This window comes from Phenylobacterium sp., from assembly GCF_046291545.1.
Taxonomy (GTDB): domain Bacteria; phylum Pseudomonadota; class Alphaproteobacteria; order Caulobacterales; family Caulobacteraceae; genus Phenylobacterium.
Genome location: NZ_JBKBSM010000002.1, coordinates 150,620 through 174,949, shown reverse-complemented (window position 1 = coordinate 174,949; position 24,330 = coordinate 150,620). Strand labels below are relative to the sequence as shown.

General features: G+C 72.2%; 23 protein-coding genes. 19 read left to right on the top strand and 4 right to left on the bottom strand.

What is annotated here, in order from left to right; translation table 11 throughout:
* Window positions 1–63 precede the first annotated feature (63 nt).
* The 13 genes from carB (at window position 64) to pseH (ending at window position 13,230) form a co-directional block, all read left to right on the top strand.
* Window positions 64–3,354 carry a carbamoyl-phosphate synthase large subunit gene (gene carB / locus ACK4YQ_RS07325; protein WP_409609849.1) on the top strand — a complete coding sequence of 1,097 codons (3,291 nt, stop codon included), beginning with the start codon at window positions 64–66 and terminating at the stop codon, window positions 3,352–3,354.
* Between the two features lie 278 nt (window positions 3,355–3,632).
* On the top strand, window positions 3,633–3,812 hold the full coding sequence (locus tag ACK4YQ_RS07320) for a hypothetical protein (protein ID WP_409609848.1): 180 nt from the start codon (window positions 3,633–3,635) through the stop codon (window positions 3,810–3,812).
* 158 nt (window positions 3,813–3,970) lie between these two features.
* Complete coding sequence (locus ACK4YQ_RS07315; RefSeq protein WP_409609846.1) at window positions 3,971–4,771, top strand: SDR family NAD(P)-dependent oxidoreductase; 801 nt, start codon at window positions 3,971–3,973, stop codon at window positions 4,769–4,771.
* A gap of 10 nt (window positions 4,772–4,781) precedes the next feature.
* Complete coding sequence (locus tag ACK4YQ_RS07310; RefSeq protein WP_409609844.1) at window positions 4,782–5,282, top strand: AAA family ATPase; 501 nt, start codon at window positions 4,782–4,784, stop codon at window positions 5,280–5,282.
* A 120-nt stretch (window positions 5,283–5,402) separates the two neighbouring features.
* A complete protein-coding gene (locus tag ACK4YQ_RS07305) occupies window positions 5,403–5,603 on the top strand; it encodes a hypothetical protein (RefSeq protein WP_409609842.1) in 201 nt (66 codons plus the stop codon).
* Between the two features lie 220 nt (window positions 5,604–5,823).
* Window positions 5,824–6,507 carry a response regulator transcription factor gene (locus ACK4YQ_RS07300; protein ID WP_409609840.1) on the top strand — a complete coding sequence of 228 codons (684 nt, stop codon included), beginning with the start codon at window positions 5,824–5,826 and terminating at the stop codon, window positions 6,505–6,507.
* A 13-nt stretch (window positions 6,508–6,520) separates the two neighbouring features.
* Entirely contained in the window at window positions 6,521–7,870 is a 1,350-nt protein-coding gene (locus ACK4YQ_RS07295) for a sensor histidine kinase (RefSeq protein WP_409609838.1), read from the top strand.
* A 115-nt stretch (window positions 7,871–7,985) separates the two neighbouring features.
* A complete protein-coding gene (gene greA / locus ACK4YQ_RS07290) occupies window positions 7,986–8,459 on the top strand; it encodes a transcription elongation factor GreA (protein WP_409609836.1) in 474 nt (157 codons plus the stop codon).
* A 25-nt stretch (window positions 8,460–8,484) separates the two neighbouring features.
* A complete protein-coding gene (locus ACK4YQ_RS07285) occupies window positions 8,485–9,492 on the top strand; it encodes a mitochondrial fission ELM1 family protein (protein ID WP_409609834.1) in 1,008 nt (335 codons plus the stop codon).
* A gap of 7 nt (window positions 9,493–9,499) precedes the next feature.
* Entirely contained in the window at window positions 9,500–10,552 is a 1,053-nt protein-coding gene (pseG, locus tag ACK4YQ_RS07280) for a UDP-2,4-diacetamido-2,4,6-trideoxy-beta-L-altropyranose hydrolase (protein ID WP_409609832.1), read from the top strand.
* Between the two features lie 153 nt (window positions 10,553–10,705).
* Window positions 10,706–11,959, top strand: coding sequence for an NAD(P)-binding protein (locus ACK4YQ_RS07275; RefSeq protein WP_409609830.1), 1,254 nt, complete (start codon window positions 10,706–10,708; stop codon window positions 11,957–11,959).
* Between the two features lie 15 nt (window positions 11,960–11,974).
* The gene (locus tag ACK4YQ_RS07270; RefSeq protein WP_409609828.1) at window positions 11,975–12,673 is read left to right on the top strand and encodes a cytidylyltransferase domain-containing protein; all 699 of its coding nucleotides are present in this window, start codon (window positions 11,975–11,977) and stop codon (window positions 12,671–12,673) included.
* Complete coding sequence (pseH, locus tag ACK4YQ_RS07265) at window positions 12,670–13,230, top strand: UDP-4-amino-4,6-dideoxy-N-acetyl-beta-L-altrosamine N-acetyltransferase (protein ID WP_409609826.1); 561 nt, start codon at window positions 12,670–12,672, stop codon at window positions 13,228–13,230. The genes ACK4YQ_RS07270 and pseH overlap by 4 nt, the downstream gene beginning before the upstream one ends.
* 55 nt (window positions 13,231–13,285) lie before the next feature.
* Here pseH and pseI read toward each other — a convergent pair whose 3' ends face one another.
* Both pseI and ACK4YQ_RS07255 read right to left on the bottom strand, forming a co-directional pair.
* A complete protein-coding gene (pseI, locus tag ACK4YQ_RS07260; protein WP_409609824.1) occupies window positions 13,286–14,341 on the bottom strand; it encodes a pseudaminic acid synthase in 1,056 nt (351 codons plus the stop codon).
* Window positions 14,342–14,397: 56 nt separating this feature from the next.
* Window positions 14,398–14,565: a hypothetical protein gene (locus ACK4YQ_RS07255; protein WP_409609822.1), complete on the bottom strand. Its 168-nt coding sequence runs from the start codon at window positions 14,563–14,565 to the stop codon at window positions 14,398–14,400.
* Window positions 14,566–14,612: 47 nt separating this feature from the next.
* On the opposite strand from ACK4YQ_RS07255, the gene trxB reads away from it, so the two are divergent.
* Complete coding sequence (gene trxB / locus ACK4YQ_RS07250) at window positions 14,613–15,623, top strand: thioredoxin-disulfide reductase (RefSeq protein ID WP_409609820.1); 1,011 nt, start codon at window positions 14,613–14,615, stop codon at window positions 15,621–15,623.
* Window positions 15,624–15,652: 29 nt separating this feature from the next.
* Here the strand turns inward: trxB and ACK4YQ_RS07245 are convergent, their stop codons facing one another.
* Entirely contained in the window at window positions 15,653–16,012 is a 360-nt protein-coding gene (locus ACK4YQ_RS07245) for a CZB domain-containing protein (RefSeq protein WP_409609818.1), read from the bottom strand.
* 254 nt (window positions 16,013–16,266) lie between these two features.
* Here ACK4YQ_RS07245 and ACK4YQ_RS07240 point away from each other — a divergent pair, with 254 nt between their 5' ends.
* The 3 genes from ACK4YQ_RS07240 (at window position 16,267) to ACK4YQ_RS07230 (ending at window position 19,257) form a co-directional block, all read left to right on the top strand.
* Window positions 16,267–17,304: an NADP-dependent oxidoreductase gene (locus tag ACK4YQ_RS07240; protein ID WP_409609816.1), complete on the top strand. Its 1,038-nt coding sequence runs from the start codon at window positions 16,267–16,269 to the stop codon at window positions 17,302–17,304.
* Window positions 17,305–17,410: 106 nt separating this feature from the next.
* Window positions 17,411–18,709, top strand: coding sequence for a UDP-N-acetylglucosamine 1-carboxyvinyltransferase (locus ACK4YQ_RS07235; protein WP_409609814.1), 1,299 nt, complete (start codon window positions 17,411–17,413; stop codon window positions 18,707–18,709).
* Between the two features lie 62 nt (window positions 18,710–18,771).
* Window positions 18,772–19,257, top strand: a complete 486-nt coding sequence (locus tag ACK4YQ_RS07230) for a GNAT family N-acetyltransferase (RefSeq protein WP_409609812.1) — start codon at window positions 18,772–18,774, stop codon at window positions 19,255–19,257.
* Here the strand turns inward: ACK4YQ_RS07230 and ACK4YQ_RS07225 are convergent.
* Window positions 19,247–20,416, bottom strand: a complete 1,170-nt coding sequence (locus tag ACK4YQ_RS07225) for a cell wall hydrolase (RefSeq protein WP_409609810.1) — start codon at window positions 20,414–20,416, stop codon at window positions 19,247–19,249. The two genes, ACK4YQ_RS07230 and ACK4YQ_RS07225, sit on opposite strands and share 11 nt — an antisense overlap.
* Before the next feature lie 206 nt (window positions 20,417–20,622).
* Between ACK4YQ_RS07225 and ACK4YQ_RS07220 the strand changes: the two genes are divergently transcribed.
* Window positions 20,623–23,013 (top strand): PAS domain-containing protein, encoded by a 2,391-nt coding sequence (locus tag ACK4YQ_RS07220; RefSeq protein WP_409609808.1) that lies wholly within the window; start codon window positions 20,623–20,625, stop codon window positions 23,011–23,013.
* Between the two features lie 172 nt (window positions 23,014–23,185).
* Window positions 23,186–24,271 (top strand): quinolinate synthase NadA, encoded by a 1,086-nt coding sequence (nadA, locus tag ACK4YQ_RS07215; RefSeq protein WP_409609806.1) that lies wholly within the window; start codon window positions 23,186–23,188, stop codon window positions 24,269–24,271.
* The last annotated feature ends 59 nt before the right edge of the window (window positions 24,272–24,330 follow it).

Below are 24,330 nucleotides of genomic sequence, written 5' to 3'. Positions count from 1 at the left end.
GTCGGTGACGGCCGCGCGGCGACGCGCGAGGCCGCCCTTTGCGCGCGAGAACAAAGACATCCCATGCCGAAACGCACCGACATCAAGTCGATCCTCATCATCGGCGCCGGCCCCATCGTCATCGGCCAGGCGTGCGAGTTCGACTATTCCGGCGTCCAGGCCTGCAAGGCGCTGCGCGCGGAGGGCTACCGCATCGTGCTGGTCAATTCGAACCCGGCCACGATCATGACCGACCCGGACGTGGCGGACGCCACCTATGTCGAGCCGATCACGCCGGAGATGGTCGAGAAGATCATCGAGAAGGAGCGCCCCGACGCCCTCCTGCCCACCATGGGCGGCCAGACTGCGCTCAACACCGCCCTGGCGCTGGAGGAGCGCGGCGTCCTCGCGAAGTACGGGGTGGAGATGATCGGCGCCAAGGCCGAGGTCATCGACAAGGCCGAGGACCGCCAGAAGTTCCGCGACGCCATGGACAAGTTGGGCCTGGAGAGCCCCCGATCCAAGGCCGCCCACACCATGGACGAGGCCATGGAGGGCCTGGAGTTCGTCGGCCTGCCGGCGATCATCCGCCCGTCCTTCACCCTGGCCGGCACCGGCGGCGGCATCGCCTACAACGTCGAGGAGTTCCGCGAGATCGTCGAGCGCGGCCTGGACCTGTCGCCGACCACCGAGGTGCTGATCGAGGAGAGCGTCCTGGGCTGGAAGGAGTACGAGATGGAGGTGGTCCGCGACCGCGCGGACAACTGCATCATCGTCTGCTCCATCGAGAACGTGGACCCGATGGGCGTGCACACCGGCGATTCGATCACCGTGGCCCCCGCCCTCACCCTCACCGACAAGGAATACCAGCGCATGCGCGCGGCCTCGATCGCCGTGCTGCGTGAGATCGGCGTGGAGACCGGCGGCTCCAACGTCCAGTTCGCCCTCAACCCCAAGGACGGCCGCATGGTCGTCATCGAGATGAACCCGCGAGTGTCGCGCTCCTCGGCGCTGGCGTCCAAGGCCACCGGCTTCCCCATCGCCAAGGTCGCCGCGCGGCTGGCCGTGGGCTACACCCTCGACGAGCTGATGAACGACATCACCGGCGCGACCCCGGCCTCGTTCGAGCCGACCATCGACTATGTGGTCACCAAGATCCCGCGCTTCGCCTTCGAGAAGTACCCGGGCTCGGAGCCCTACCTGACCACCTCCATGAAGTCGGTGGGCGAGGTCATGGCCATCGGCCGCACCTTCGCCGAGAGCCTGCAGAAGGCCCTGCGGGGCCTTGAGACCGGCCTGGCCGGCCTCGACGAGATCGAGATCGAGGGCGCCGACGATCCGGAGACCGGCCGCGCCGCGGTGATCCGCGCCCTGGGCGTGCCCACCCCCGACCGCCTGCGGGTGATCGCCCAGGCCTTCCGCCATGGCCTCACCGTCGAGGACGTGGCCGAGGCCTGCGCCTACGAGCCCTGGTTCCTGCGCCAGATCCAGGCCCTGATCGCGGTCGAGACCCGGATCCGCGACGAGGGCCTGCCGACCACGGCCGCCGCCTTCCGCGCCCTCAAGGCCCAGGGCTTCTCCGACGCGCGCCTGGCCAGGCTCACCCACACCACCGAGGCCGAGGTGCGCGAGCAGCGCCGGGCCCTGGGCGTGCGGCCGGTGTTCAAGCGCATCGACACCTGCGCCGGCGAGTTCCGCGCCGAGACGCCCTACATGTACTCCACCTACGAGACCGGAGCCCTCGGCCAGATCCCGGACTGCGAGTCCGAGCCGTCCGACCGGCGCAAGGCGGTGATCCTCGGCGGCGGCCCCAACCGCATCGGCCAGGGCATCGAGTTCGACTACTGCTGCTGCCACGCCGCCTTCGCCCTCGAGGACCTCGGGGTGGAGTCGATCATGGTCAACTGCAACCCCGAGACGGTCTCCACGGACTACGACACCTCCGACCGCCTCTACTTCGAGCCGCTCACCGCCGAGGACGTGCTGGAGCTGATCGACGTGGAGCGCGCCCGCGGCGAGCTCCTGGGCGTCATCGTCCAGTTCGGCGGCCAGACGCCCCTCAAGCTCGCCAAGCCGCTGGAGGACGCGGGCATCCCGATCCTGGGCACCAGCCCTGACGCCATCGACCTGGCGGAGGACCGCGAGCGCTTCCAGCAGCTGCTTGTGCGCCTGAAGATCGCCCAGCCGGTCAACGCCATCGCCCGCTCGGCCGAAGAGGCGTTCGAGGCGGCCCACAAGGTCGGCTATCCCGTCGTCATCCGCCCCTCCTACGTGCTGGGCGGCCGGGCCATGGAGATCGTCCGCGACGACGAGCAGCTCGACCGCTACATCAAGACCGCCGTCCAGGTCTCCGGCGACAGCCCGGTGCTGATCGACCAGTACCTTTCCCGCGCCACCGAGGTCGACGTGGACGCCCTGTGCGACGACGCCGGCCAGGTCTTCGTCGCCGGGGTGATGGAGCACATCGAGGAGGCCGGGGTGCACTCGGGCGACTCCGCCTGCTCGCTGCCGCCCTTCTCGCTGAAACCGGAAACCATCGCCGAGCTGAAGCGCCAGACCGAGGCCATGGCCCAGGCCCTGCAGGTGCGCGGCCTGATGAATGTGCAGTTCGCCATCGAGGAGCCGCAGTCGGAAGCCCCGCGGATCTACGTGCTCGAGGTCAATCCCCGGGCGAGCCGCACCGTGCCCTTCGTGGCCAAGGCGATCGGCCGGCCGCTGGCGGCCATCGCCGCCAAGCTGATGGCCGGGGAAAAGCTCGCCAGCTTCGACGTTTCCGAACCGGCCCGCGACCACATCGCGGTGAAGGAGGCGGTGTTCCCCTTCGCCCGTTTCGCCGGCGTCGACACCGTCCTCGGGCCGGAAATGCGCTCCACCGGCGAGGTCATGGGCCTGGACTGGCGGCGCGAGGGCGAGACCCTGGCGCCGGCCTTCGCCCGCGCCTTCGCCAAGAGCCAGCTCGGCGGCGGCACCGTGCTGCCCAGGTCGGGCTGCGTGTTCGTCTCGGTCAAGGATTCCGACAAGCCCTGGATCGTCGAGCCCGTGCGACTGCTGATCGCCAACGGCTTCCGCATCCTGGCCACCGGCGGCACCTGCGACTTCCTGGCCGCCGAGGGCCTGGAGGTCGAGCGGGTGAAGAAGGTGCTGGAGGGCCGCCCCCACATCGTCGACGCCATGAAGAACGGCGAGGTCCAGCTCGTCTTCAACACCACCGAGGGCAAGCAGTCCCTGGCCGACAGCTTCGAGATCCGCCGCACGGCGCTGATGATGAAGACGCCCTACTTCACCACCGCCGCCGGCGCCCTGGCCGCCGCCCAGGCGATCGCCGCGACCGCCGAGGGCCCGCTGGAGGTGCGCCCCCTGCAAAGCTACGCCTGACGCCCGCCTCCCGGTCGCCGCGCCGGGACCGCGTCAAGGGGTCCCGACGCTCCGAGGGCGGATTGTCCGTTTCTGCCCGCCAAAGCGGCGCTGAGCATTGACCGGCGCCTCTATTGGGCGCAGGCTTTCCTTATCGCCTGTGTTTGCATGGGCGCTCGGGCGTCTTCCGGCGGCCCCGCGTACAGTAAAAGACCGTCCGGTCGGCGCTAAACCCGGCGCCTGTCGCAATCTGGCGGAGGGGGCTCACCCCCTCGAGAGCAGAGAGCGAGGAGGACGCTATGCGGCTCAATCTTAAGCCGAATGTTCACCACCCCAACGGTGAGCATCACCATGAAAACCGCCACCGGATCGAGCGCTTCGAAGGCGCCGCCGACATGCTCGTGGTGGGACTGATCATCCTGTTCGGCGTCGCCATGGTGATCGGCCTGATCACCGCCAGCGGCAACGTCACCTGGTAGGCCTTCGAGGCGCCGACTGAGCGTCGGCGCCGCCTGCCCCGTCTCGTCGATCGCCCGCTCCGATCGGGACGCCCGCTTTGGGCTGGTCCTCGCCCGCGGCCTGAGCTAGGCCTTTGCGCGGATCAACTGATCAACGATCACAAACTCGGGGAAGAGACATGGCGGGACGGGTTGAGGGCAAGGTGGCCCTGGTCACGGGCGGGGCGAGCGGCATCGGCCGGGCCTGCGCCGAACGGCTGGCTCAGGAAGGGGCGGTCGTGGTCGTCACCGACGTCCAGGACGCCAAGGGCGCCGAGACCGTCGAGGCCATCGCCGCCGCGGGCGGCAAGGCCGAATATCTGCGCCACGACGTCACCTCCGAAGACGCGTGGATCGGCGTCGTCGCCCAGGTCGAGGCCCGCCACGGCCGCCTCGACATCCTCGTCAACAACGCCGGCATCGGCCTCGGCGGCTCGGTCTTCGACATGAGCCTCGCCGACTTCCAGCGCCAGACCGCCGTCAACGTCGACGGCGTGTTCCTTGGCGTGAAGCACGCCATTCCGCTGATGCGCAAAAGCGGCGACGGCGGCAGCGTGATCAACATGTCCTCGGTCGCCGGCCTCAAGGGCGCGCCGAACCTGGCCGGCTACTGCGCCACCAAGGGCGCGGTGCGCCTGTTCACCAAGGCCGTGGCCATGGAGTGCGCCAACGCCAAGGACGGCGTGCGGGTCAACTCCGTCCACCCCGGCATTATCGAGACCCCGATCTGGGACACCATCGTCGGCACCGTCGAGCCGGGCTCCAACGCCGGCCCGGCCCGTCCGGCGACCCTGGACGCCATGGCCGAGATGGCCGTGCCGCTGGGCTTCAAGGGCCTGCCGGGCGACATCGCCGACGGGGTGCTCTGGCTGGCCAGCGCGGAGTCCCGCTACGTCACCGGCGCCGAACTGGTCATCGACGGCGGCCTCTCCGTCCGCTAAGGCGGCGGCCATGAACGCGGTCCTGCATGTCGTCTTCGGCCCCTCGGGCGCCGGCAAGTCCACCTACGCCCGGGCGCTGGCCCGCAGCGAGCCGGCGGTCCACTTCGCGATCGACGACTGGATGGCCCGGCTGTTCGCTCCGGACATGCCCGAGCCGCTGGAGTTCGACTGGGTGATGCAGCGCATCGACCGCTGCGAGGCGCAGATCTGGTCCACCGCCGCCGCGGTCATGGCGGCGGGGACCTCGGTGGTGCTGGACCTGGGGCTGATGCGCCGCGCCGACCGCGCCCGGGTGGCCGAGATCGCCCAGGCCTGCGACCTGCCCACGCGGTTCCACTACCTGACGGCGCCCGAAGAGGTCCGCCGCGCCCGGGTCGCCGAGCGCAACACCGTCCGCGGCGAGGGCTTCGCCCTGGCCGTGACGCCGGAGATGTTCGATTTCGTCGAGGGCGTCTTCGAGGCGCCGGACGCCGACGAACTCGCCCGCTGCGTGGTCTGCGAAAGCGCCTGAGCCCCGGCCGCGCAACCTTACAGATTTGCGAGACGGGCGCCGGCTCCCCGCAAGGCGGCCTTGTGCATCTTGCCCCCGCCGCCGGACGCGCCGGCGGTGAAGCAAGGACGCAAGGACCCCATGCGCTACCTCCTCGTTCCCGCCGCCCTGGCGCTTTCCCTCGCCGCCGGCTCGGCGGCGTTCGCCACCCCGCCGGCCAAGCCCGCCAAGCCAGCGGCGACCAGCTCGTCGAAGGCCGCGGACTGCATGAAGCAGTGGCGGGCCCAGAAGACCCACACCGAGTCCCGTAAGGCCTTCCTGGCCGCCTGCGAGAAGGGCTGAGCGGGGCCCGGGACGCGCCGGCGCACTCCCGGCGCGTCCCGGGATCTGAAGACGCTCCTCGCCGATCGGCCCCCCAGCACGATCAGCCGCCGGTCGGCGGGGTCCGGGGGGCGGCGGGCGGTCAGTTCTCCCCCTTCCCGCCCGAAGGGGCCGCCCGCCGCCTTTTCGTCCTCTTCCTGCGCCAGACGGAAGCGCATCCAACGGTCGAAAGGAACGCGCCGTGGGCGCCAAGATCCTGGTCGTCGAGGACGACGCCGACACGGCCCAGTACCTGCTCGACAGCCTTCGCCAGGACGGCCACACCGTCGAGCACGTCGCCGACGGCCGCGACGCCCTCTACATCGCCACCGCCGCCGCCTTCGACGCCATCATCATGGACCGCATGATCCCCGGCCTGGACGGCCTGTCGGTCCTCAAGGCGCTGCGGGCCGCCGACGTCGATACGCCCCTGATGATCCTCTCGGCCCTCGGCCAGCTCGACGAGCGGGTCAAGGGCCTGCGCGCCGGCGGGGACGACTACCTTCCCAAGCCCTTCGCCTACTCCGAGCTCTCCGCCCGGTTGGACAATCTCCTGCGCCGCCCCGGCCGGCGCGAGGTGGTTGCGGTCCTGCGCTGCGCGGACCTGGAAATGGACCTTCTGGAGCGGCGCGTCACCCGCGCCGGGACCCGCCTCGACCTGCTGCCGCGGGAATTCAAGCTGCTGGAATACCTGCTGAAACACCGCGACCGGGTGGTCACCCGCACCATGCTGCTCGAACAGCTCTGGGACTACCGTTTCGATCCCCACACCAGCCTGATCGACACCCACGTCAGCCGCCTGCGCAAGAAGATCGACGAGGGGTTCGCCCAGCCCCTGCTGCACACGGTCCGCGGCTCCGGATACCGCCTTTCCGAACGTCCCTAGGGAGGATCGCGCCATGCGGCTGAAGGCCTGGATGTGGCCGCTCGCCACCATCGCCGTCGCCCTGGCCGCCCTCGCCGTCAGCCTCCTGGTGATCGACCGCTGGGGCGAGGCCGCCATCGCCCGCCAGCAGGCCGCCATCGCCGCCGCCGCGCGGGACTACTTCGTGGCCTTCGCCCGCGAAGAGGGAGTGGCCCCCCTGATCGCCACCCTCGACCGGCGCGAACGCGTCGGCGCGCCCGACGGATTCCGCTACGCCCTGCTGGACGCCGACGGCCGGCTCCTCGCCGGGGCCGACGTGGTCGGCTCCCTCAACGCTCCGGACGCCGGCTGGCGCACGGTCGCCGAGCCGGCCAGCAGCCCCCGCCGCTTCTGGCGCGTGCTCGCTCAGCCCCTCGACGGCGGCCTCACCCTGGTGGTCGCCGAGGCCCTGTCCGCCCGCGACGCCCTGCGCGGGGCGATCCTGCAGGGCTCGGCCATCGCCCTCACCCTCACGGCCGTGGGCGCGGCCATCGCCGGCGCGGGGCTGCACGCCCTGATGCTCTCGCGAACCCGCGGCATCGCCCGCACCGCCGAGCGGATCGCCGGCGGCGACCTGTCCGCGCGCGCGCCGGAACGCCCGGGCGGCGACGTGTTCGACGACCTCGCCGGCTCGGTGAACGCCATGCTGACCCGCATCGAGGAGCTGATGACCGGGATGCGCACGGTCACCGACAGCCTCGCCCACGACCTGCGCTCGCCCCTCACCCGCCTCAAGGGCGCCCTGGCCCGCGCCGCCGCCGACGAGACCGCCCCGGACGACCGCGCCGCGGCCATCGACCAGGCGCACCGCGAGGTGGACGGCGCCCTGGCCACCCTTTCGGCCCTGCTCGACATCGCCCGCGCCGAAAGCGGCCTGTCGCGCGACATGCTCCAGCGGGTCGATGCGGCGCGCCTGGCCCTGGAGATGGGCGAACTCTTCGCGCCGGTTCTCGAGGACGCCGGCCAGGGCCTGCGAATCGACGTGCCGGCCACGCCGGTCATCGCCTGCCTGCACGAGACCCTGCTGCGCCAGGCCCTGGGCAACCTCCTGCACAACGCCGCCATCCATGCCGGCCCCGGCGCCAGGGTCGTGCTCAGCGTCGAGGAGACCGAAGCGGGCGAGGTGCGCATCGTCGTCGCCGACACCGGTCCGGGCGTGCCCGCCGACCAGCTCGGCCGGGTCCAGGAACGCTTCGTGCGCCTGGAGGCGGCGCGCACCCGGCCCGGCTCGGGCCTGGGCCTGGCGCTGGTCGCGGCCTGCGCCAAATTGCACTGCGGACGGCTGGTTCTGGAGGACAACAGTCCGGGCCTGCGGGCGGTGCTGGAGGCGCCGCTCAGGGGATAAACCGGGGCGCCCCTTGAGTTTCGCAGCGCACAATCCTATCCTTTCACCCCCCGGACGCCAGCGCCCGCGGCCGGATAAGGAACTGCAAAGGGCGATACCCGAGTCATCACCTGCCATGGAAAAAGTGCCGATGACCGCCGGGGGCTATCAAGCCCTCGACGAGGAACTGAAGCGTTTGAAGACTCTGGAGCGACCGGCGGTAATCGCCGCGATCGCCGAAGCGCGCTCGCATGGAGATCTGTCCGAAAACGCAGAATACCATGCCGCCAAGGAGCGTCAGGGCTGGATCGAAGGCCAGATCGCCGAGATCGAGGACAAGATGGCCCGCGCCCAGGTCATCGATGTATCCAAACTCTCGGGAACTCAGGTGAAGTTCGGCGCCACCGTCTCGGTGGTGGACGAGGACACCGAGGAAGAGGCCCGCTACCAGATCGTTGGCGAGCATGAGGCCGACGTGAAATCCGGCCGCATTTCCATCGCCTCGCCGATCGCGCGCGCGATGATCGGCAAGGAGACCGGCGACGTCGTCGAGGTGAACACCCCCGGCGGCACCAAGGCCTACGAAATCCTCAAGGTCGAGTGGATCTGACCGGCCAGCGCCGGACGCCCCGTCGATGAGCGCGGGGCGGCCCCTCGTCGTCTGGGCCGTCTCCGACGGCCGCGCCGGAATCGAGGCGCAGGTCCTGGGCCTGGCCGAGGCGATCGCGCGCCGGCGGCCCGCGGAAACGCTGGTCAAGCGCGTGGCCTGGAAGGGCCGCGCCGGCCGCCGCCCCTGGTGGCTGGTGCCCTGGCCCATGCGCGCCCTTGACCCGTCCAGCGCCATCGCCCCGCCCTGGCCGGACATCTGGCTGGCGGCGGGCCGCGCCACCCTGCCGCTGTCGTTGCGGGTCCGGCGCTGGTCCAGGGGCCGCACCTTCGTGGTCCAGACGCAGGACCCGCGCACGCCGCTGCAGCCCTACGACCTCGTCATCCCGCCCATGCACGACCGGCTGAGCGGCGAAAACGTCCTGCCCATCGTCGGCGCGCCGAACCGCCTGACGCCCGAGCGCCTGCGCGCCGACCTCGTCCGCTTCGAGGCGATGATCGCCCCCCTGCCGCATCCGCGGGCCGCGGTGCTGATCGGCGGCAAGTCCAAGGCCTTCGACCTCTCGCCCGAGCGCGCCGCGGCCATGGCCCGCCAGATCGAGGACGCCGTCCGCGACGCGGGCGGCTCGATCCTGCTCACCTTCTCACGGCGCACGCCGGACGCCGCCCGCGCCATCCTCGCCGCCCGTCTGCGCGACCTGCCCGGCGTCATCTGGGACGGCGAGGGCGAGAACCCCTACTTCGCCTTCCTCGCCGCGGCCGACTGCATCCTGGCCACCGAGGATTCCACCAACCTGGCCACCGACGCGGCCGCCACCGGCAAGCCGGTCTTCATCCTGAAGATGGACGGCCGCAGCGAAAAATTCCGCCTGTTCCACCAGGAGCTCGAGCGCCTGGGCGTCTCGCGCCCGTTCGAGGGCGCCCTGCACGGCTGGACCTACGCCCCCCTCGCGGAGACCGACCGGGCCGCGGCCGAGATCCTGCGCCGCTACGACCTGAAGGCCGGGGGCTGCGTCCCCGCCCGGGACGCGGCCTGAGGCGGCCGTGAGCGACGCCCCGCGCATCCTGTTCGTCTGCAACGCCGGCGCACAGGTCGGCGGCGGCCACGTCATGCGCAGCCTCACCCTCGCCGAGGCCCTCGCGGACCGGGGCGCGGCGTGCCGCTTCCTCGCGCCCCCGCCGGTCGCCGCCATCCTCGACGCCTTCGCCCCCCGCATGGCCCGTGCGCCGGCCGCCTCGACCGCCCCAGACGACCTGATCGCCGCCGCGGCTGGCCTCGCCGCCGACGCCGTCGTGTTCGACCACTACGGCCTGGCCGCCCCTGAGCACCGGCGCATCGCCGCCGGCCGCCCGGCCCTGGCGATCGACGACCTCGCCGACCGTCCCCTGGACGCCGCCCTCGTCCTCGACAGCGGCCCGGCCCGCAGCGCGCGGGACTACGCCGGCCTTCTGCCCCCCGGCGCCCAGGTCCTTGCCGGTCCCGCCTTCGCCCCGGTGCGTCCCGCCTTCGCCGCCCTGCGCGCCGAGGCCCTGGCCCGCCGCCCAGCACCCGTCCGCCGCGTCCTGGTCTCCCTCGGCCTGACCGACGTCGGCGCCGTCACCGCCCGACTTGTCGAGCGCCTGCAGCCCCTGCTCGGCGCGCGCGAGGCCGACGTCGTGGTCGGCGCGGCCGCGCCCAGCCTGCCGCGCCTGCGCGCCCTGGCCGCCGCCGACCCGCGCCTGCGCCTGCATGTCGACGCCACCGACATGGCCCGCCTCACCCTGGACGCCGACCTGGCGGTCGGCGCCGCCGGCTCCACCACCTGGGAACGCTGCGTCCTCGCTCTGCCGTCCCTGCTCGTGGTGCTGGCCGACAACCAGCGCGCCGCCGCCCGGGCGATGGACGAGGCCGGCGCGGCGCTGATGCTCGAGGCCGATGCAATGGATTTCGACCAGGCCTTCGCGGCGGCCCTTCGCCGCCTGCTGGACGACCAGGCCCTGCGCGCGCGCCTGGCGCAACGCAGCGCCGAGGTCTGCGACGGCCTGGGCGCCCCTCGCGTCGCCGCCGCGCTCCTGGCCCTCATCGCCGGGTGCGACACCTCGTCCGGTCAACCTTAACGGAAGATTCGGAACCTTCTCCCGAAGGTGGGCGCACGGCGGGAAGAAGGTCTGGGGGCCTTCGGGCGACCGACGCGAGGTGGGCGCAGAAGCTTCGCCCACGGCTCCCTTCGGGGCCGGCGTCGACCTCGTCAGCCGGGGGGCTGGCATGAGATGACCAGGGTGCGCATTGTCGGCGGCGGCATGGGCGGCGTGCTCGCCGCGCTTGAGGCCCATCGCCAGGGCTTCCGCGAGATCGAGCTTCACGAGCGCTCCGGCCGCCTGGGCGGTTCGGCCCTGCCCAGGGTCGACCACGGGGTCGAGCTGCGCGAGCTGCAGGTGCGCTTCGGCGCCCGCGGCGACGCGGCCCGCGATCTGCTCGAATGGCAGGGCGTCGCCTTCGACGCCGTCGAGGCCGGCTGCGGCTCGGTCAGTCCCTCGCCGAGCGGCGGCCACGTCTTCGTCGAGGACTTCGACGGGCCGGCTCTACCCTGCCGCGGCCTGGCCCTGGCCGAGCCCGCGGGCGAGACCCTCGCCGACCGGATTCGCGCCTATCCGGCCGAAATGCAGCCGGCCCTGCGACGCCACGCTGAGTGGCGCCTGGGCGACTGGCTTGACCACGCCCACGCCGACGCCGCGGCCTGCATGGACATGGCGCGCGTCTATCCGATCGGCGCCGACGTCTCGACCCTGGCCGACCTTCGCCGCACCGACGAGCACTACGACGAGCTCTACGCCCTGCCGCCCGGCATGGGCGGCCGGGCCCGCGCCGTCCAGGCGACCCCCCGCGAGGGCTATGCGGCGATGTTCGAGGCCGCCCGACGCCGGCTCCAGGACCTGGGCGTCGTCATCCACGACACCTCCCTGGTCTCGCCGCACGAGGCCCTGCACACCTGCGCCGAGGACGACCTGGTGCTCTGGACCGCCGATCCGGCCCCGCTGTTCCGGCCGGCGGGGGTGGAGCCGCCCCGGCCCGCCCGCCGCCTGCGCGCCACCTATGTCTTCAAGGCCCAGTTCGGCCGCCCCGCGCCGTTCCACATCTGCAACTTCACCGCCGCCGGCGTGGTCGCCCGCCTGTTCGCCTATGAGAGCCGCGGCCACACTCTGCTCACGGCCGAATGCATCGCCGAGGCGCCCGACGGCGACCTGCGCCGCGAGATCCAGCGCCTGTGCGCCGGCTTCGGCGGCGAGGCCCTCGTGCTCGGCGACCAGGTCGAGGCCGGCGTCCGCTCCGCCGACCTGCCCTCGGTCGAGCGCGTCCACCGCCTGGCCGAGCTGCGCCGGGCCGTGGCCCGCACCTGCGGCGGCGCCCTGCTCGTGGCCCGCGTCGATCCGGCCCGCCCCGGGCCGGGACTCGCAGCCCTGGGCCGCGACCTCGCCCAGGCGCTGGCCGCGCCGGCCGCGGCGCCCCGCGCCCTGCGGGCCTGACGCCGTGTCCGCGCCATGATCCTGGGGATTCTGCAGGCGCGGATGTCGTCCACCCGGCTGCCGGGCAAGGTGCTGGAGCCGGTGCTCGGCCGGCCGATGATCGCCCGCCAGGCCGAGCGCCTGCGCCGCAGCCGGCGCATCGACCGCCTCGTCGTGGCCACCAGCGATCAGCCGGGCGACGACGTCCTGGCCCGCGCCTGCGCCGACCTGGACCTGCCCGTCCACCGCGGGTCGCTGGACGACGTGCTGGACCGCTTCCACGGCGCCCTGGCCGCCTTCGGCCCCGCCGGGACGGTGGTGCGCATGACCGCCGACTGCCCGCTCGCCGACTGGACCCTCATCGACCGCACCATCGAGACCCACCTGCAGCGCGGCGACGACTACACCTCCAACACCCCGCCGGCGCGCACCTTTCCCCACGGCCTGGACGTGGAGGTCATGCGCGCCTCGGTCCTGGAGACCGCTTGGCGCGAGGCCGTCGATCCCTACGAGCGCGAGCACGTCACGCCGTTCATCTATCGCCGGCCCGAGCGCTTCGCCCTGGGCTATGTGAGCGACGCCCCGTCCCTGGCCCACCTGCGCTGGACCGTCGACCACCCGGCCGACCTCGCCTTCGTTCGCTACGTCTACGAGACGCTCTATCCGTCTAACCCGGCGTTCACCTCGGCGGACGTGGTCGCCCTGCCGCGCAATTCCTCGGAGCTTCCCTCATGACGGCCGTCGCCCTGCGCCCCGTCGAGCCCGCCGACAGCCCGCGCCTTCTCGAATGGCGCAACCAGCCGGACGTGGCCCGCTGGATGTACACCGACCATGTGATCTCTGCGGAGGAGCACGCGCGCTGGTTCGCCGCCGCCCTGGCCGACCCGTCCCGCCGCTATTGGATCATCGAGCTCGGCGGCGCGCCCGTGGGCCTGGCCAACCTCTACGACATCTCGCCGGCCAACCGGAAGACGAGCTGGGCCTACTACCTCGCCTCCCCCGCCGTGCGCGGCAAGGGCGTGGGCGCCTTCGTCGAGTTCTGGGTGATCGAGCACGTCTTCGGCGATCTGGGCCTGAACAAGCTCTGCTGCGAAGTGCTGGTGGAGAACGAGGCGGTCTGGAAGATCCACGAGTCCTTCGGCTTCCGGCGCGAGGCGCTTTTCCGCCACCACGTCTGGAAGGCCGGCCGCCCCCTCGACGTCATCGCCCTCGGCCTCCTGGCCGAAGACTGGGCCGCCGTCCGCACCGCCAGCGCCGAACGCCTCCGCGCCAAGGGCTACGCCGTCCAATAGGAACCGCGCCCCCTCCGCACAGCCGTCACGCAGCGACCGAGGGGACGACAGCGTTCTAGCCCACCATTCCCCAGTCCAGGGGCTCGCCGCGCTTCAGGTCGCGGGCGGCGGGGCGGCCGAGGACCTTGTCGAGCTCCCCCGGCGGCAGGCCGTCGCCCGGCCGGATCGAGCGCACATTGGCCCGCGACAGGGGCTCGCCGGCCTTGACGTCGGCCGCCACGTAGAGCGAGCGGCGGAACTGGCGGTTGGCCTTTTCCGAGCCTAGCAGGTCGTAGTGCGCCCGCCCGAGCGCCCGCCAGGCGTTCTTGCAGTCCGCCGTCAGCGCCCTGAACTCGTCCGGCTCCAGGCTGAAGGCCGCGTCCGGCCCGCCGTCAGCGCGGGCCAGGGTGAAGTGCTTTTCGATCACGCAGGCGCCCAGGGCGATCGCCGCCACCGAGGCCGCCGAGCCCGGCGTGTGGTCCGACAGCCCGATCGGGCAGCCGAAGCGCTCGGCCATATCCGCCACCGTGCGCACGTTGGCGTCCTCGAAGCTCGCCGGATAACTGGAGACGCAGTGCAGCAGCACCACCCCGGCGGCCCCCGCCTGGAGCGCGGCGTCCCTGGCGGCCTCGATCTCGGCCATGTTGGCCATGCCGGTGGAGATGATCAGCGGCTTGCCCTTGGCAGCCGCATAGCGGATCAGCGGCAGGTCCACCGCCTCGAAGCTGGCGATCTTGTAGGCCGGCGCCCCGAGCCCGGCCAGCAGGTCCACCGCCGTCTCGTCGAAGGGGCTGGAGAACAGGATCACTCCCCGCTGCGCCGCCCGCGCGAACAGCGCCGGGTGCCACTCGTAGGGCGTCTGGGCCTCCTGGTAGAGCTCGTGCAGGCTGCGCCCGTCCCACAGCCCGCCGTGGATGCGGAACTCGGGCCGGTCCACGTCCATGGTGATGGTGTCGGCGGTGTAGGTCTGGATCTTGATGGCGTCGCAGCCGGTCTCCGCCGCCGCGTCGATCATCGCCAGCGCCCGGTCCAGGCTGCCGTTGTGGTTGCCGGACAGCTCGCAGATCACGAACGGCTCGTGCGCGGGCCCCACCTTGCGGCCGGCGATCTCGATCTCGGGCGGTTGGGTCATGGGCGGACCTTGGGACGGCGTCGCCCGCAATCTTACCCGCGCCGCTGAACCGCGTCTTAACCGGCCGGGGGCGCCGGCGGTCCCGCCTTGCGGCCTTGCGACGCGGCCAGCACCGCGCCCAGGCCCCCGCCGAAGGCCGCGCCCATCAGGGTAGCGACCAGCGAGCGGCCGATCAGCGCGCCCGCCACGGCGCCAAATCCGATGGTCGATGCAAATTTTCTCATGCCCGCTTCCCGTCGCGCCAAGGCGGAATCGCAACTACATTACGGCGATGAGCCAAGCCCCCGCCCCCCGCGAAACCCGCTGCCTGATCATCGGTTCCGGCCCGGCCGGCTACACCGCCGCCATCTACGCCGCCCGAGCGCTGCTCAAGCCCGTGCTGATCGCCGGCATCCAGCCGGGCGGCCAGCTCACGATCACCACCGACGTGGAGAACTATCCGGGCTTCGCCGACGTCATCCAGGGCCCCTGGCTGATGGAGCAGATGCAGGCCCAGGCCGAGCACATGGGGACCGAGATCGTCCACGACATCGTCACCTCGGTGGACCTGTCGCAGCGCCCGTTCCGCCTGTCCTGCGATTCCGGCCAGGAGTGGCTGGCCGAGACCCTGATCATCGCCACCGGCGCCCAGGCCCGCTGGCTCGGCCTCGAAAGCGAGGAGAAGTTCAAGGGGTTCGGCGTCTCCGCCTGCGCCACCTGCGACGGCTTCTTTTATCGCAACAAGGAGGTGGTCGTGGTCGGCGGCGGCAACACCGCCGTGGAGGAGGCCCTCTACCTCACCAACTTCGCCTCGAAGGTCACGGTGGTCCACCGCCGCGACGAGTTCCGCGCCGAGAAGATCCTGCAGGAGCGCCTGTTCGCCCATCCCAAGATCGAGGTGGTCTGGAACAGCGCCATCGACGAGGTGCTCGGCCAGACCGATCCCTTGGGCGTCACCGGCGTGCGCCTGAAGGACGTCAAGACCGGCCACACCCGCGAGCTCGCCTGCGACGGGGTGTTCGTCGCCATCGGCCACGCCCCGGCGGCCGAACTCTTCGCCGGCCAGCTCGAGACCCACAACGGCGGCTACCTCAAGGTCAAGGCCGGCAGCCCCTGCACCGCGATCAAGGGCGTCTACGCCGCCGGCGACGTGACCGACGACGTCTACCGCCAGGCCGTCACCGCGGCGGGCATGGGCTGCATGGCGGCCCTGGAGGCGGTCCGCTTCCTCGCCGAGGAAGACCACAAGAAGGCCCACCACCCGATCTCCCACAAGGAAGCCAAGGAGATCGGCGTCTGGTGAACGCGCGGCGGCCGCGCCCGCGTGCGGCGTCAGCCGACGTCTTCGACCTCGCGCTTGAGGCGGCGCACCGACACGGCCACCTTTGAGGAGGCCTCGCCGAACCGCGAGCCGGCGCCCAGCAGGGTCTCGGCGGCGGCGAAGTCCTTGCGGTTGATCGCCCGGGCCACGCCCGCAGCCGCTTCGTGGAAGTCCTTGTGCGCCTCCACGCACTCGCCGAACGCGGGCCGACCGGCGAAGCGCGCCCGGCCCTCGCCGTGCAGCCAGCGGCCCAGATCGCAGTGCTTGTCCGAGCACAGGGTCTCGGCGTCGAGGGTGTCGCCGTTCATCAGCGCCATGCGCAGCTTGACCTTCCAGTCGGCGTGCGCCGCCGTCGCCTTGTCGAAATCCATCACCAGGTCCTGCTCTTCCGTACCGGGACCATCCTTCTGACGGTCCTTCCCCGAAGCTCCTCGCGCGACGCCTATGAAAACTCCTCTAAGGCGCTGAACCGCCTACTCATTATGGGTATCGGGACGCCGGCGCCCGCCACCAAGGCCCGTGGCCCCGCGCCGGCGCCTGGCCGGGCCGGCCGTCCCAGCGCGGCTTGACCGCGCCGCCGGCTCCGGCGCACCTGCCGCAAAACCCGACGGGGAAGGAGACCGCCATGGCCGACGTCAACCGCTACTGGACCCTCGCCGACCGCCCGGTGGGCGCCTGGCCCGACGCCGACACCTTCGAGCTGCGCGAAGGCCCCATCCCCGTCCCGGCCCAGGGCCAGGCCCTGACCCGGACCATCTACGTCTCCCTCGACCCCTACCAGTGGGGCTACAAGCGCAGCGGCGCGGACAAGCCCGGCCAGCCTTGCCACGCGCGCACCGTCTCCCAGGTCGTGGAAAGCCGGATTCCGGGCCTCGAGGCCGGCGACTTCGTCTTCAACACCAACGGCTGGTCGCTGTACGGCCTGATGGGCGAAGGGACGTCGCGCCCGGCCTACATGGTTCCGCGCAAGCTCGAGCCCGCCCAGGGCCGGATCTCCCACGCCGTTGGCGTCCTCGGCATGCTGGGGCTCACCGCCTACGCCGGCATGATCGTCCAGTGCGGGGCGAAGGCTGGCGACACCGTGGTCGTCTCGGCCGCCTCCGGCGGCGTCGGCCAGATCGCCGGCCAGCTCGCCCGCCTGCGCGGCGCCCGCGTCGTGGGCGTCGCCGGTCGTCCCGAGAAGTGCCGCTTCGTGACCGAGACCCTGGGCTTCGACGCCTGCGTCTCGCACGCCTCGCCCACCTTCGCCCAGGACCTCGCCGCCGCCTGTCCCGCCGGGATCGACGTCTATTTCGAGAACGTCGGCGGGCCGGTCTTCGACGCCGTCCTGCCCCTGTTCAATCCCGGCGCGCGCATGACCATCTGCGGCCTCATCAGCCACTACGGCGACGCCCCCGGCGGCGACGCCCGCGCCGAGGAGACCGCCCGCGCCCAGGCCCGTGGCGTCGTCGTGACCAACCTGTTCGTCGGCGACTATGTCGAGAGCCACCACGAGGCGATGCTCGCCGAGCTCGGCCCCGCCGTGGCCTCGGGCCAGGTCAAGTACCTGGAGGACGTGCGCACCGGCTTCGAGGCGATCCCCGCGGCCTTCGCCGACATGCTGAAGGGCGGCAACTTCGGCAAGATCCTGGTGCGGGTGAGCGAGGATCCCACCCTGGCCTGAGCGCGTCGGGCGCGCCTGGGGCGCCTTGCCCCCTTCCCCCGCGCCCCCGGCCTCGGCTAACTCCACGTCAGGCGCGCGCGCCTTCATCCCAGACCCCGAGCCAGCCATGTCCAATCTGATCGTGCGGGGCGGCCGCGCCCTGAAGGGCGACATCACGCCCTCGGCCAACAAGAACGCCGTCCTGCCGGTGCTGTGCGCCACCCTGCTCACCGACGAGCCGGTGGTGCTGGAGCGCGTCCCCGACATCACCGACGTGCGCAAGATCCTCGACTTCTTCCGCGCCCTCGGCAGCGAGGTCGACATGGACTTCGACACCGGCACGCTGCGCCTGCGCCACGGGGCGGGCCTCGATGCGGCCCAGGCCCACCTGCCGGTCGGCATGCGCTCCTCGATCATGCTGATCCCGGCCCTGCTGCATCGCTTCGGCCGCGCGAGCCTGGAGGACGACGTCAAGGGCTGCACCCTGGGCGCGCGCGAGATCGACCCGCACATCGAGGTCTTCCAGGCCTTCGGCGCCGAGGTCTCGACCGAAGGCGACGCCATCGTCATCACCGCCAGGAACGGCTTCTCCGCCGTCGACCACTGGCTGGACTACGCCTCGGTCACCACCACCGAGAACTTCGTCCTGTGCGCCGCCACCGCCCGGGGCGTGTCCCAGCTCACCAACGCCGCCTGCGAGCCGCACGTGCAGGAGTTCTGCGCCTTCCTCAACCTGATCGGGGCCAAGGTGTTCGGCGTCGGCGCCTCCACCCTCACCATCGACGGGGTGCGCGAGCTGTCGGGGACCACCTTCCGCTTCGCCGACGACTTCCACGAGATCGCCACCTTCCTGGCCATGGGCGCCCTGACCGGCGGCGGGATCCGTGTGCGCAACACCTGCCCCGAGCACTTCCCTCTGATCGACCGCACCTTCGGCAAGTTCGGCGTGGAGGTTCGCCATCAGGACGGCTGGTCCACCGCCCGCTCCGAGGGGCCTTTGCGCGTGCGCCAGCCGTTCACCAGCTACATCCTGCCCAAGGTCGAGGCCGCCCCCTGGCCCTACATTCCCGCCGACCTCCTGCCGATCTTCATCGCCCTGGGGGTGCGCGCCGAGGGCTCGGTGATGTTCTGGAACAAGGTCTACGAAGGCGCCCTCGGCTGGACCTCGGAGCTGGCCAAGTTCGGCGGCCAGGCGGTGCTGTGCGATCCGCACCGGGTCATCACCTACGGCGGCCGGCCCCTCGCCCCGGCCCAGGTCGAGAGCCCCTACATCATCCGCGTGGCGATCGCCCTGTTCATGCTGGCGGCCTCGATCGAGGGGCGCTCGGTGATCCTCAACGCCGCCCCCATCCGCCGGGCCCACCCGCGCTTCATCGAGAACCTCAACACCCTGGGCGCCGACGTCGGCTGGGAGGCCGGCGACTGAGCCGCCTTGGCCGGACCTGAGGGGCGTTCAATCCCCCGCGCCGGCGCCCTATGCTCCGGTCCATGATCCGCCACGCCCGGACCGCCGACCACGCCGCCATCCGCGAGGTCACCGCCGCCGCCTTCGGCCGGGCCGACGAGGCCGACCTCGTCGAGCGCCTGCGCGGCGCGGGCGACGTCCTCTTCGAGCTGGTGGACGAGTCCGACGGCGAGGTCTGCGGCCACATCCTCTTCTCGCGCCTGTGGGCCGACCGGCCGGAGCTCTACGCCGCCCTCGCCCCGGTCAGCGTGCGGCCGGCGCGCCAGAACGCCGGCGTCGGCTCGGCCCTGATCCGCGCGGGCCTGGAGACCTGCCGCGACTTCAGCGTCCACGGCGTCCTGCTGCTCGGCCATCCCGACTACTATCCGCGCTTCGGCTTCAGCGCCGAGACCGCGGCCAGGGTCGCCGCGCCCTACGCCGGCTCGCCGGCCTTCATGGCCCTGGCGATCGAGGCGGGCGCCTTCGACGCGCCCCTCACGGTCGCCTATCCGGACGCCTTCACGGGCTGACCGGCGCCTCGGCCGGCGGCGGGGCCGCGCCCTTCGCCTCGAACTCGGCCAGGGCCCCGTTGATCCTCTGGACCTCCTCGGCCGTCGGCTGGCGCCGCGAGGGCTGGATCTGGCCGGCCACCCGCAGCCGCTCGCCGCCCGGCGCCTCGGGGTCGGCCACGGCGTAGGTGCGCACCTCTCCGGCCACCGCCAGGGTCACGGTCCGGCTCTGCGCCGAGGGCGGCGCCACGCCCGTCAGCCCCTGGGTGCGCGCGTCCGTGCCGCCCAGCACCGCCAGCGACAGGTTCGTCTCCCCGCCCCGGTAGCGGCCGATGAAGGCGGCCGGCTCGCCCGCAGGTCCGGTCCAGCGATAGAAGATGTGGTCGCCGATCCGGGTCAGCTTCACCAGCGTCGGCGCCCAGTAGGGCGCCACATAGTCGGCGTGGTAGTGGGTCGCCGGGCCCACCTGCTCCAGCACGAAGCCGTCCAGCGCCCGCCGCGCCACCGCCTCGGCCCGCTCCCAGGCCCGCCGCTCCGGCGCATAGGCCAGCGAGCCGTCGCAGGTGAAGGTGAACTGGCAGCCGGTCCGCCGGGCCGAGCCCTGGTAGACCACCCCGCACACCGAGTTGGGATAGGCCGGGTGGCGCACCCGGTTCAGGACGATCTGGGCGACCGCCTCCTGGCCGATCGTTGGCTCCCGCGCCGCCTCGAAATAGACCGCCTGGGTCAGGCATTTCAGCGCCCGCGCCCGGTCGCGGGAATCGGCCCGCAGCACGAACGGGTCCATCGGGTTGATCGGGCCCTTGGCGTAGGGCTTCAGGGCGTTGATCCGCCGCGCCGTCTCGTCGAAGGTCGTGCCGAAGCCCAGGGTCGGATAGTCCGCCAGGCGGAAGGTCTCCCAGCCCCGCGGCCGGCCCCAGTAGTCGACCTTGGCCGCCGGGTCGTGCCGCCGCGCCAGGGCCAGCGTCGAGGGGTCGAGTTCGGCGGTCAGCCGCTCCAGCGAGCGCGCCGACCAGCCGCGGGTCTCCTTCGCCAGCGCGTCCAGCTGCGCCGCTTCATCCAGCGCGCTCTTGTCGGTGCCGCAGCCGGCCAGGGCCGCCGCCGCCAGCGGCGGGACCAGGCGCAGGAGGAAACGGCCAAGCTTCGAGGCGGGGCGCGGCACGGCGATCCAGGGTTGCACGACCGGCCAGCCTTGCGCAGGCCGGTGGCGAAGTTCAGGCCGGACATCGGCCAAAACGTGTGCGGAGTCCACCCCTTCCGCGCCGCCGACCCTCGCTGGCGCGGCCCGGAATCGCTGATCGGCGGTTGCGCGGGCGGCCCAAGCCCCGCATCCTTTCGCCGGACGCGCCCCGCGCCGACGGGACGCCATGCGGAGTCGGGTGGGTTATGCCCTCGAGCGATTGGCCATTGCGCCTGGCGCCCAGGCGCGCGCCGCCGCTGCTGCACGCCCTGGCCGTGACGGTGCTGGCCCTGGCCGCGGCGGTGGGCGTGCGGCTGGCGCTCCTCGGCGAAGGGCGCAGCCTGGCCCTGTCGGCCGCCACCTACTTCCCCGCCCTGATCCTCGCCGCCTATTTCGGCGGCTATCGCTGGGGACTGGCGGCGCTCGCCGCGGCCCTGGGCCTGGGCCTGGCCGCGCCCGCCGCCTTCTCGGTCGGCCAGGGGCCCGAGCAGAATCTGCTGTTCGTGGTCTGCGGCCTGATCGCCGTCCTGGCGGCCGCCCTCCTGCGCAGCGCCCTGATCGGCCTTAGCCAGAGCCGCAAGGCCCTCGCCGAGGCCCGCGACGCCCTGGAGCGCAGCGAGGCCCGCGCGCGCCTGGCGCAGGAGGTCGGCGGCTTCGGCTTCTGGGACTGGAACGTCATCGCCAACGAGGGGGTCTGGTCCCCGGGCCTCTATCGCATCTACGGCATCGCGCCGGACCCCAGCCTCAAGCCCCGCGACCTCGTCGCCCGCGTGCATCCGGACGACCGCGAGCTCGCCCGCCAGGTGAACATCACCGCGGTCACCGAGGGGCGGATGGCGCCCGCCGAGTACCGCATCGTGCGCCCCGACGGCGAGGTCCGCTGGCTGCTGTCCCGCGCCGAGATGACCCGCAACGCCGAGGGCCGCGTCGCCCGCGCCGTCGGCGTCAACATCGACATCACCGAACAGCGCCTGGCCGGCCAGAAGCTGAGGGAGAGCGAGGCGCGCTTCCACGCCCTGGCCGACAGCGCCCCGGTGCTGCTCTGGGTCTCCCGCACCGACGGCGGGCGCGAGTTCGCCAACCGGGCCTATGTCGACTTCCTCGGGGTCTCCTTCGAGGAGGCCCTGGCCTTCGACTGGCGCCTGCGCCTTCACCCCGACGACCTCGAGCGCATCCTGCGCGAGCAGGTCGAGGGCGAGTCCTCCGGACGCCAGTTCACCCTGGAGGCCCGCTACCGCCGCGCCGACGGCGAGTGGCGCTGGATCCGCTCGGTCTCCCAGCCCCGCCACGCTCCCGGCGGCGAGTTCGCCGGCTTCATCGGCATCGGCTACGACATCACCGACGCCCGCCGCGCCGAGGAGGGCCTGACCCGCATCAACGAGCTGCTCGCCGAACGGGTGCAGGCGGCCCTGGCCGAGCGCGACCACGCCGAGGCCGCCCTGCGCCGGGCGCAGAAGCTGGAGGCCGTCGGCCAGCTCACCGGCGGGGTCGCCCACGACTTCAACAACCTGCTCACGGTGATCATCGGCGCCCTGGACCTGATGCAGCGCCACCCGGAGGACGCCGCGCGCCGCACCCGCATGATCGAGGCCGCCCAGGGCGCGGCCCGCCGCGGCGAGCGCCTGACCCAGCAGCTCCTGGCCTTCTCCCGCCGCCAGGCCCTGCGCCCGGAGTTGGTCTGCGTCGACGAGCTCCTGCGCGAAAGCGAGCCGCTGCTGCGCCGCGCCGTCGGCGAGGCGGTGGCCCTCACCGTCGCCCCGGCCGCACCCGGCGCCGTCGTCCGTATCGACCCCTCCCAGTTCGAGGCGGCGGTTCTGAACATGGTGGTCAACGCCCGCGACGCCGTGGCCAGCGGCGGCGCCATCCGCATCGAGACCGTGCGGCAGGCCCTGGACGCCGGCCAGGTCGAGGACCTCGCCGCCGGCGACTACCTGTGCATCGTGGTCCACGACACCGGCGTCGGCATGGCGCCGGAGGTGATCGCCCGGGTGTTCGAGCCCTTCTTCACCACCAAGGAGGTCGGCAAGGGCACCGGCCTGGGCCTGTCCCAGGTCTACGGCTTCGCCCGTCAGAGCGGCGGCGGCGTCGGGATCGACAGCGCCCCGGGAAAGGGCGCCTCGGTGCGCCTGTTCCTGCCGTGCGCCGAGGCCGCGGCGGCTGAGCCCCAGCCCCAGCCGGAGCCGGCCCCGCCGCGCGCCGCCGCCCCCGCGCCCCCCGCCCCGGCCCTGGCCGTGCTGCTGGTCGAGGACGACCTGGAGGTGGGCGACCTCGTCGTGGCCATGCTGCAGGAGCTCGGCCACCGGGTGATCCGCGCTGGGTACGTCGACGAGGCCTTGCCGATCCTGCGCAGCGACCAGGCCGTCGACCTCCTGCTCACCGACCTCGTGATGCCCGGCGGGCGCAACGGCGTGGACCTCGCCCGCGAAGCGGTTGAGCTGCGCCCCGGCCTGCCGGTGATCCTGTCGTCCGGCTACACCGGCGACGCCCTCAGCGCCGCGGACGGCGCGCCCTGGCCGCTGCTGCGGAAGCCCTATTCCGCCGACGCCCTGGCCCAGACGATCGCCGCCGCCCTGAGGCGGTCGGCCCACGCCGCCTGAGCTCGCCCGGCGGTTGTCGCTACGGCCCCTTGCCGAGCCGCCGGACGGGGTCTATATGTGACGCATCAGTTATGCTCGATTTGAGCATATCCGAGACGCCGACGGACGTGGCCCGTCCTGCGGCGTTTTTTGAGGCCGGTGAAATGCTCAATGTGAGCATAAGGAGGACGCCATGGCCGCCGACGGTTTCCAGTTTGCGTTCACCCCTGAGGTCGAGCGGTCCACCCTGCCCCTGTGGGAGAAGGTGAAGTCGCACGTGACCCCGATGGAGTGGCGGCTGCAGGCTCCCCTCATCGCCGAGATCAACCGCCTCAAGCGGCAGAAGAACGCCGTCATCCTGGCGCACAACTACATGACGCCCGAGATCTTCCACGGCGTCGGCGACTATGTCGGCGACAGCCTGGGCCTGGCCAAGGAAGCGGCCAAGTCGGACGCGGCGATCATCGTCCAGGCCGGCGTCCACTTCATGGCCGAGACCTCAAAGATCCTGTCGCCGGACAAGACCGTCCTGATCCCGGACCTGCGCGCCGGCTGCAGCCTGGCCTCCTCGATCACCGGCGCCGACGTGCGGCTGATCAAGCAGCGCTATCCGGGCCTGCCGGTCGTCACCTACGTCAACACCACCGCCGACGTGAAGGCCGAGACCGACGTCTGCTGCACCAGCGCCAACGCCGTGCAGGTGGTCGAGCACGTGGCCCGCGAATGGGGCGTCGACCGGGTGATCCTGATCCCCGACGAGTTCCTCGCCCGCAACGTCGCCCGCCAGACGAAGGTCGGGATCATCGCCTGGAAGGGCCGCTGCGAGGTGCACGAGCGCTTCACCGCCCAGGACATTCTGGACCTGAAGGAGGCCTATCCCGGCGCCGAGGTCCTGGCCCACCCCGAATGCCCGGCCGAGGTGCTGGAAGTGTCCGACTTCGCCGGCTCCACGGCGGCGATGAACGACTACGTGCTCCAGCGCAAGCCGAAGCAGGTGGTGCTGATCACCGAATGCTCCATGGCCGACAACGTCGCCTGCGATGCGACGGACACCGAGTTCGTACGGCCCTGCAACCTGTGCCCGCACATGAAGCGGATCACCCTGGAGAACATCTACGAGGCCCTGCTGCACGAGCGGCACGAGGTCCTCGTCGACCCGGCCGTCGCCGAGCGCGCTCGCCTGGCCGTCCAGCGGATGATCGACCTGCCTCCGCCCCCCGTCCCGGCCCGCTACGACCTCGTCAAGGCCCGCCACCACGTCGACGTGGAGCTGATCTGACCGCCGCCCGCGGCCGAACGCACAGGTCCTTCTCCCCGGCGGGGGAAGGCGCATCTCCG

Excerpts from the sequence above, each read along its gene's own strand:
- carB (WP_409609849.1), top strand. The coding sequence starts at position 64 with ATGCCGAAACGCACCGACATCAAGTCGATCCTCATCATCGGCGCCGGC.
- ACK4YQ_RS07320 (WP_409609848.1), top strand. The coding sequence starts at position 3,633 with ATGCGGCTCAATCTTAAGCCGAATGTTCACCACCCCAACGGTGAGCAT.
- ACK4YQ_RS07315 (WP_409609846.1), top strand. The coding sequence starts at position 3,971 with ATGGCGGGACGGGTTGAGGGCAAGGTGGCCCTGGTCACGGGCGGGGCG.
- ACK4YQ_RS07310 (WP_409609844.1), top strand. The coding sequence starts at position 4,782 with ATGAACGCGGTCCTGCATGTCGTCTTCGGCCCCTCGGGCGCCGGCAAG.
- ACK4YQ_RS07305 (WP_409609842.1), top strand. The coding sequence starts at position 5,403 with ATGCGCTACCTCCTCGTTCCCGCCGCCCTGGCGCTTTCCCTCGCCGCC.
- ACK4YQ_RS07295 (WP_409609838.1), top strand. The coding sequence starts at position 6,521 with ATGCGGCTGAAGGCCTGGATGTGGCCGCTCGCCACCATCGCCGTCGCC.
- greA (WP_409609836.1), top strand. The coding sequence starts at position 7,986 with ATGGAAAAAGTGCCGATGACCGCCGGGGGCTATCAAGCCCTCGACGAG.
- ACK4YQ_RS07285 (WP_409609834.1), top strand. The coding sequence starts at position 8,485 with ATGAGCGCGGGGCGGCCCCTCGTCGTCTGGGCCGTCTCCGACGGCCGC.
- ACK4YQ_RS07275 (WP_409609830.1), top strand. The coding sequence starts at position 10,706 with ATGACCAGGGTGCGCATTGTCGGCGGCGGCATGGGCGGCGTGCTCGCC.
- ACK4YQ_RS07270 (WP_409609828.1), top strand. The coding sequence starts at position 11,975 with ATGATCCTGGGGATTCTGCAGGCGCGGATGTCGTCCACCCGGCTGCCG.
- pseH (WP_409609826.1), top strand. The coding sequence starts at position 12,670 with ATGACGGCCGTCGCCCTGCGCCCCGTCGAGCCCGCCGACAGCCCGCGC.
- pseI (WP_409609824.1), bottom strand. The coding sequence starts at position 14,341 with ATGACCCAACCGCCCGAGATCGAGATCGCCGGCCGCAAGGTGGGGCCC.
- ACK4YQ_RS07255 (WP_409609822.1), bottom strand. The coding sequence starts at position 14,565 with ATGAGAAAATTTGCATCGACCATCGGATTTGGCGCCGTGGCGGGCGCG.
- trxB (WP_409609820.1), top strand. The coding sequence starts at position 14,613 with ATGAGCCAAGCCCCCGCCCCCCGCGAAACCCGCTGCCTGATCATCGGT.
- ACK4YQ_RS07245 (WP_409609818.1), bottom strand. The coding sequence starts at position 16,012 with ATGGATTTCGACAAGGCGACGGCGGCGCACGCCGACTGGAAGGTCAAG.
- ACK4YQ_RS07240 (WP_409609816.1), top strand. The coding sequence starts at position 16,267 with ATGGCCGACGTCAACCGCTACTGGACCCTCGCCGACCGCCCGGTGGGC.
- ACK4YQ_RS07235 (WP_409609814.1), top strand. The coding sequence starts at position 17,411 with ATGTCCAATCTGATCGTGCGGGGCGGCCGCGCCCTGAAGGGCGACATC.
- ACK4YQ_RS07230 (WP_409609812.1), top strand. The coding sequence starts at position 18,772 with ATGATCCGCCACGCCCGGACCGCCGACCACGCCGCCATCCGCGAGGTC.
- ACK4YQ_RS07220 (WP_409609808.1), top strand. The coding sequence starts at position 20,623 with ATGCCCTCGAGCGATTGGCCATTGCGCCTGGCGCCCAGGCGCGCGCCG.
- nadA (WP_409609806.1), top strand. The coding sequence starts at position 23,186 with ATGGCCGCCGACGGTTTCCAGTTTGCGTTCACCCCTGAGGTCGAGCGG.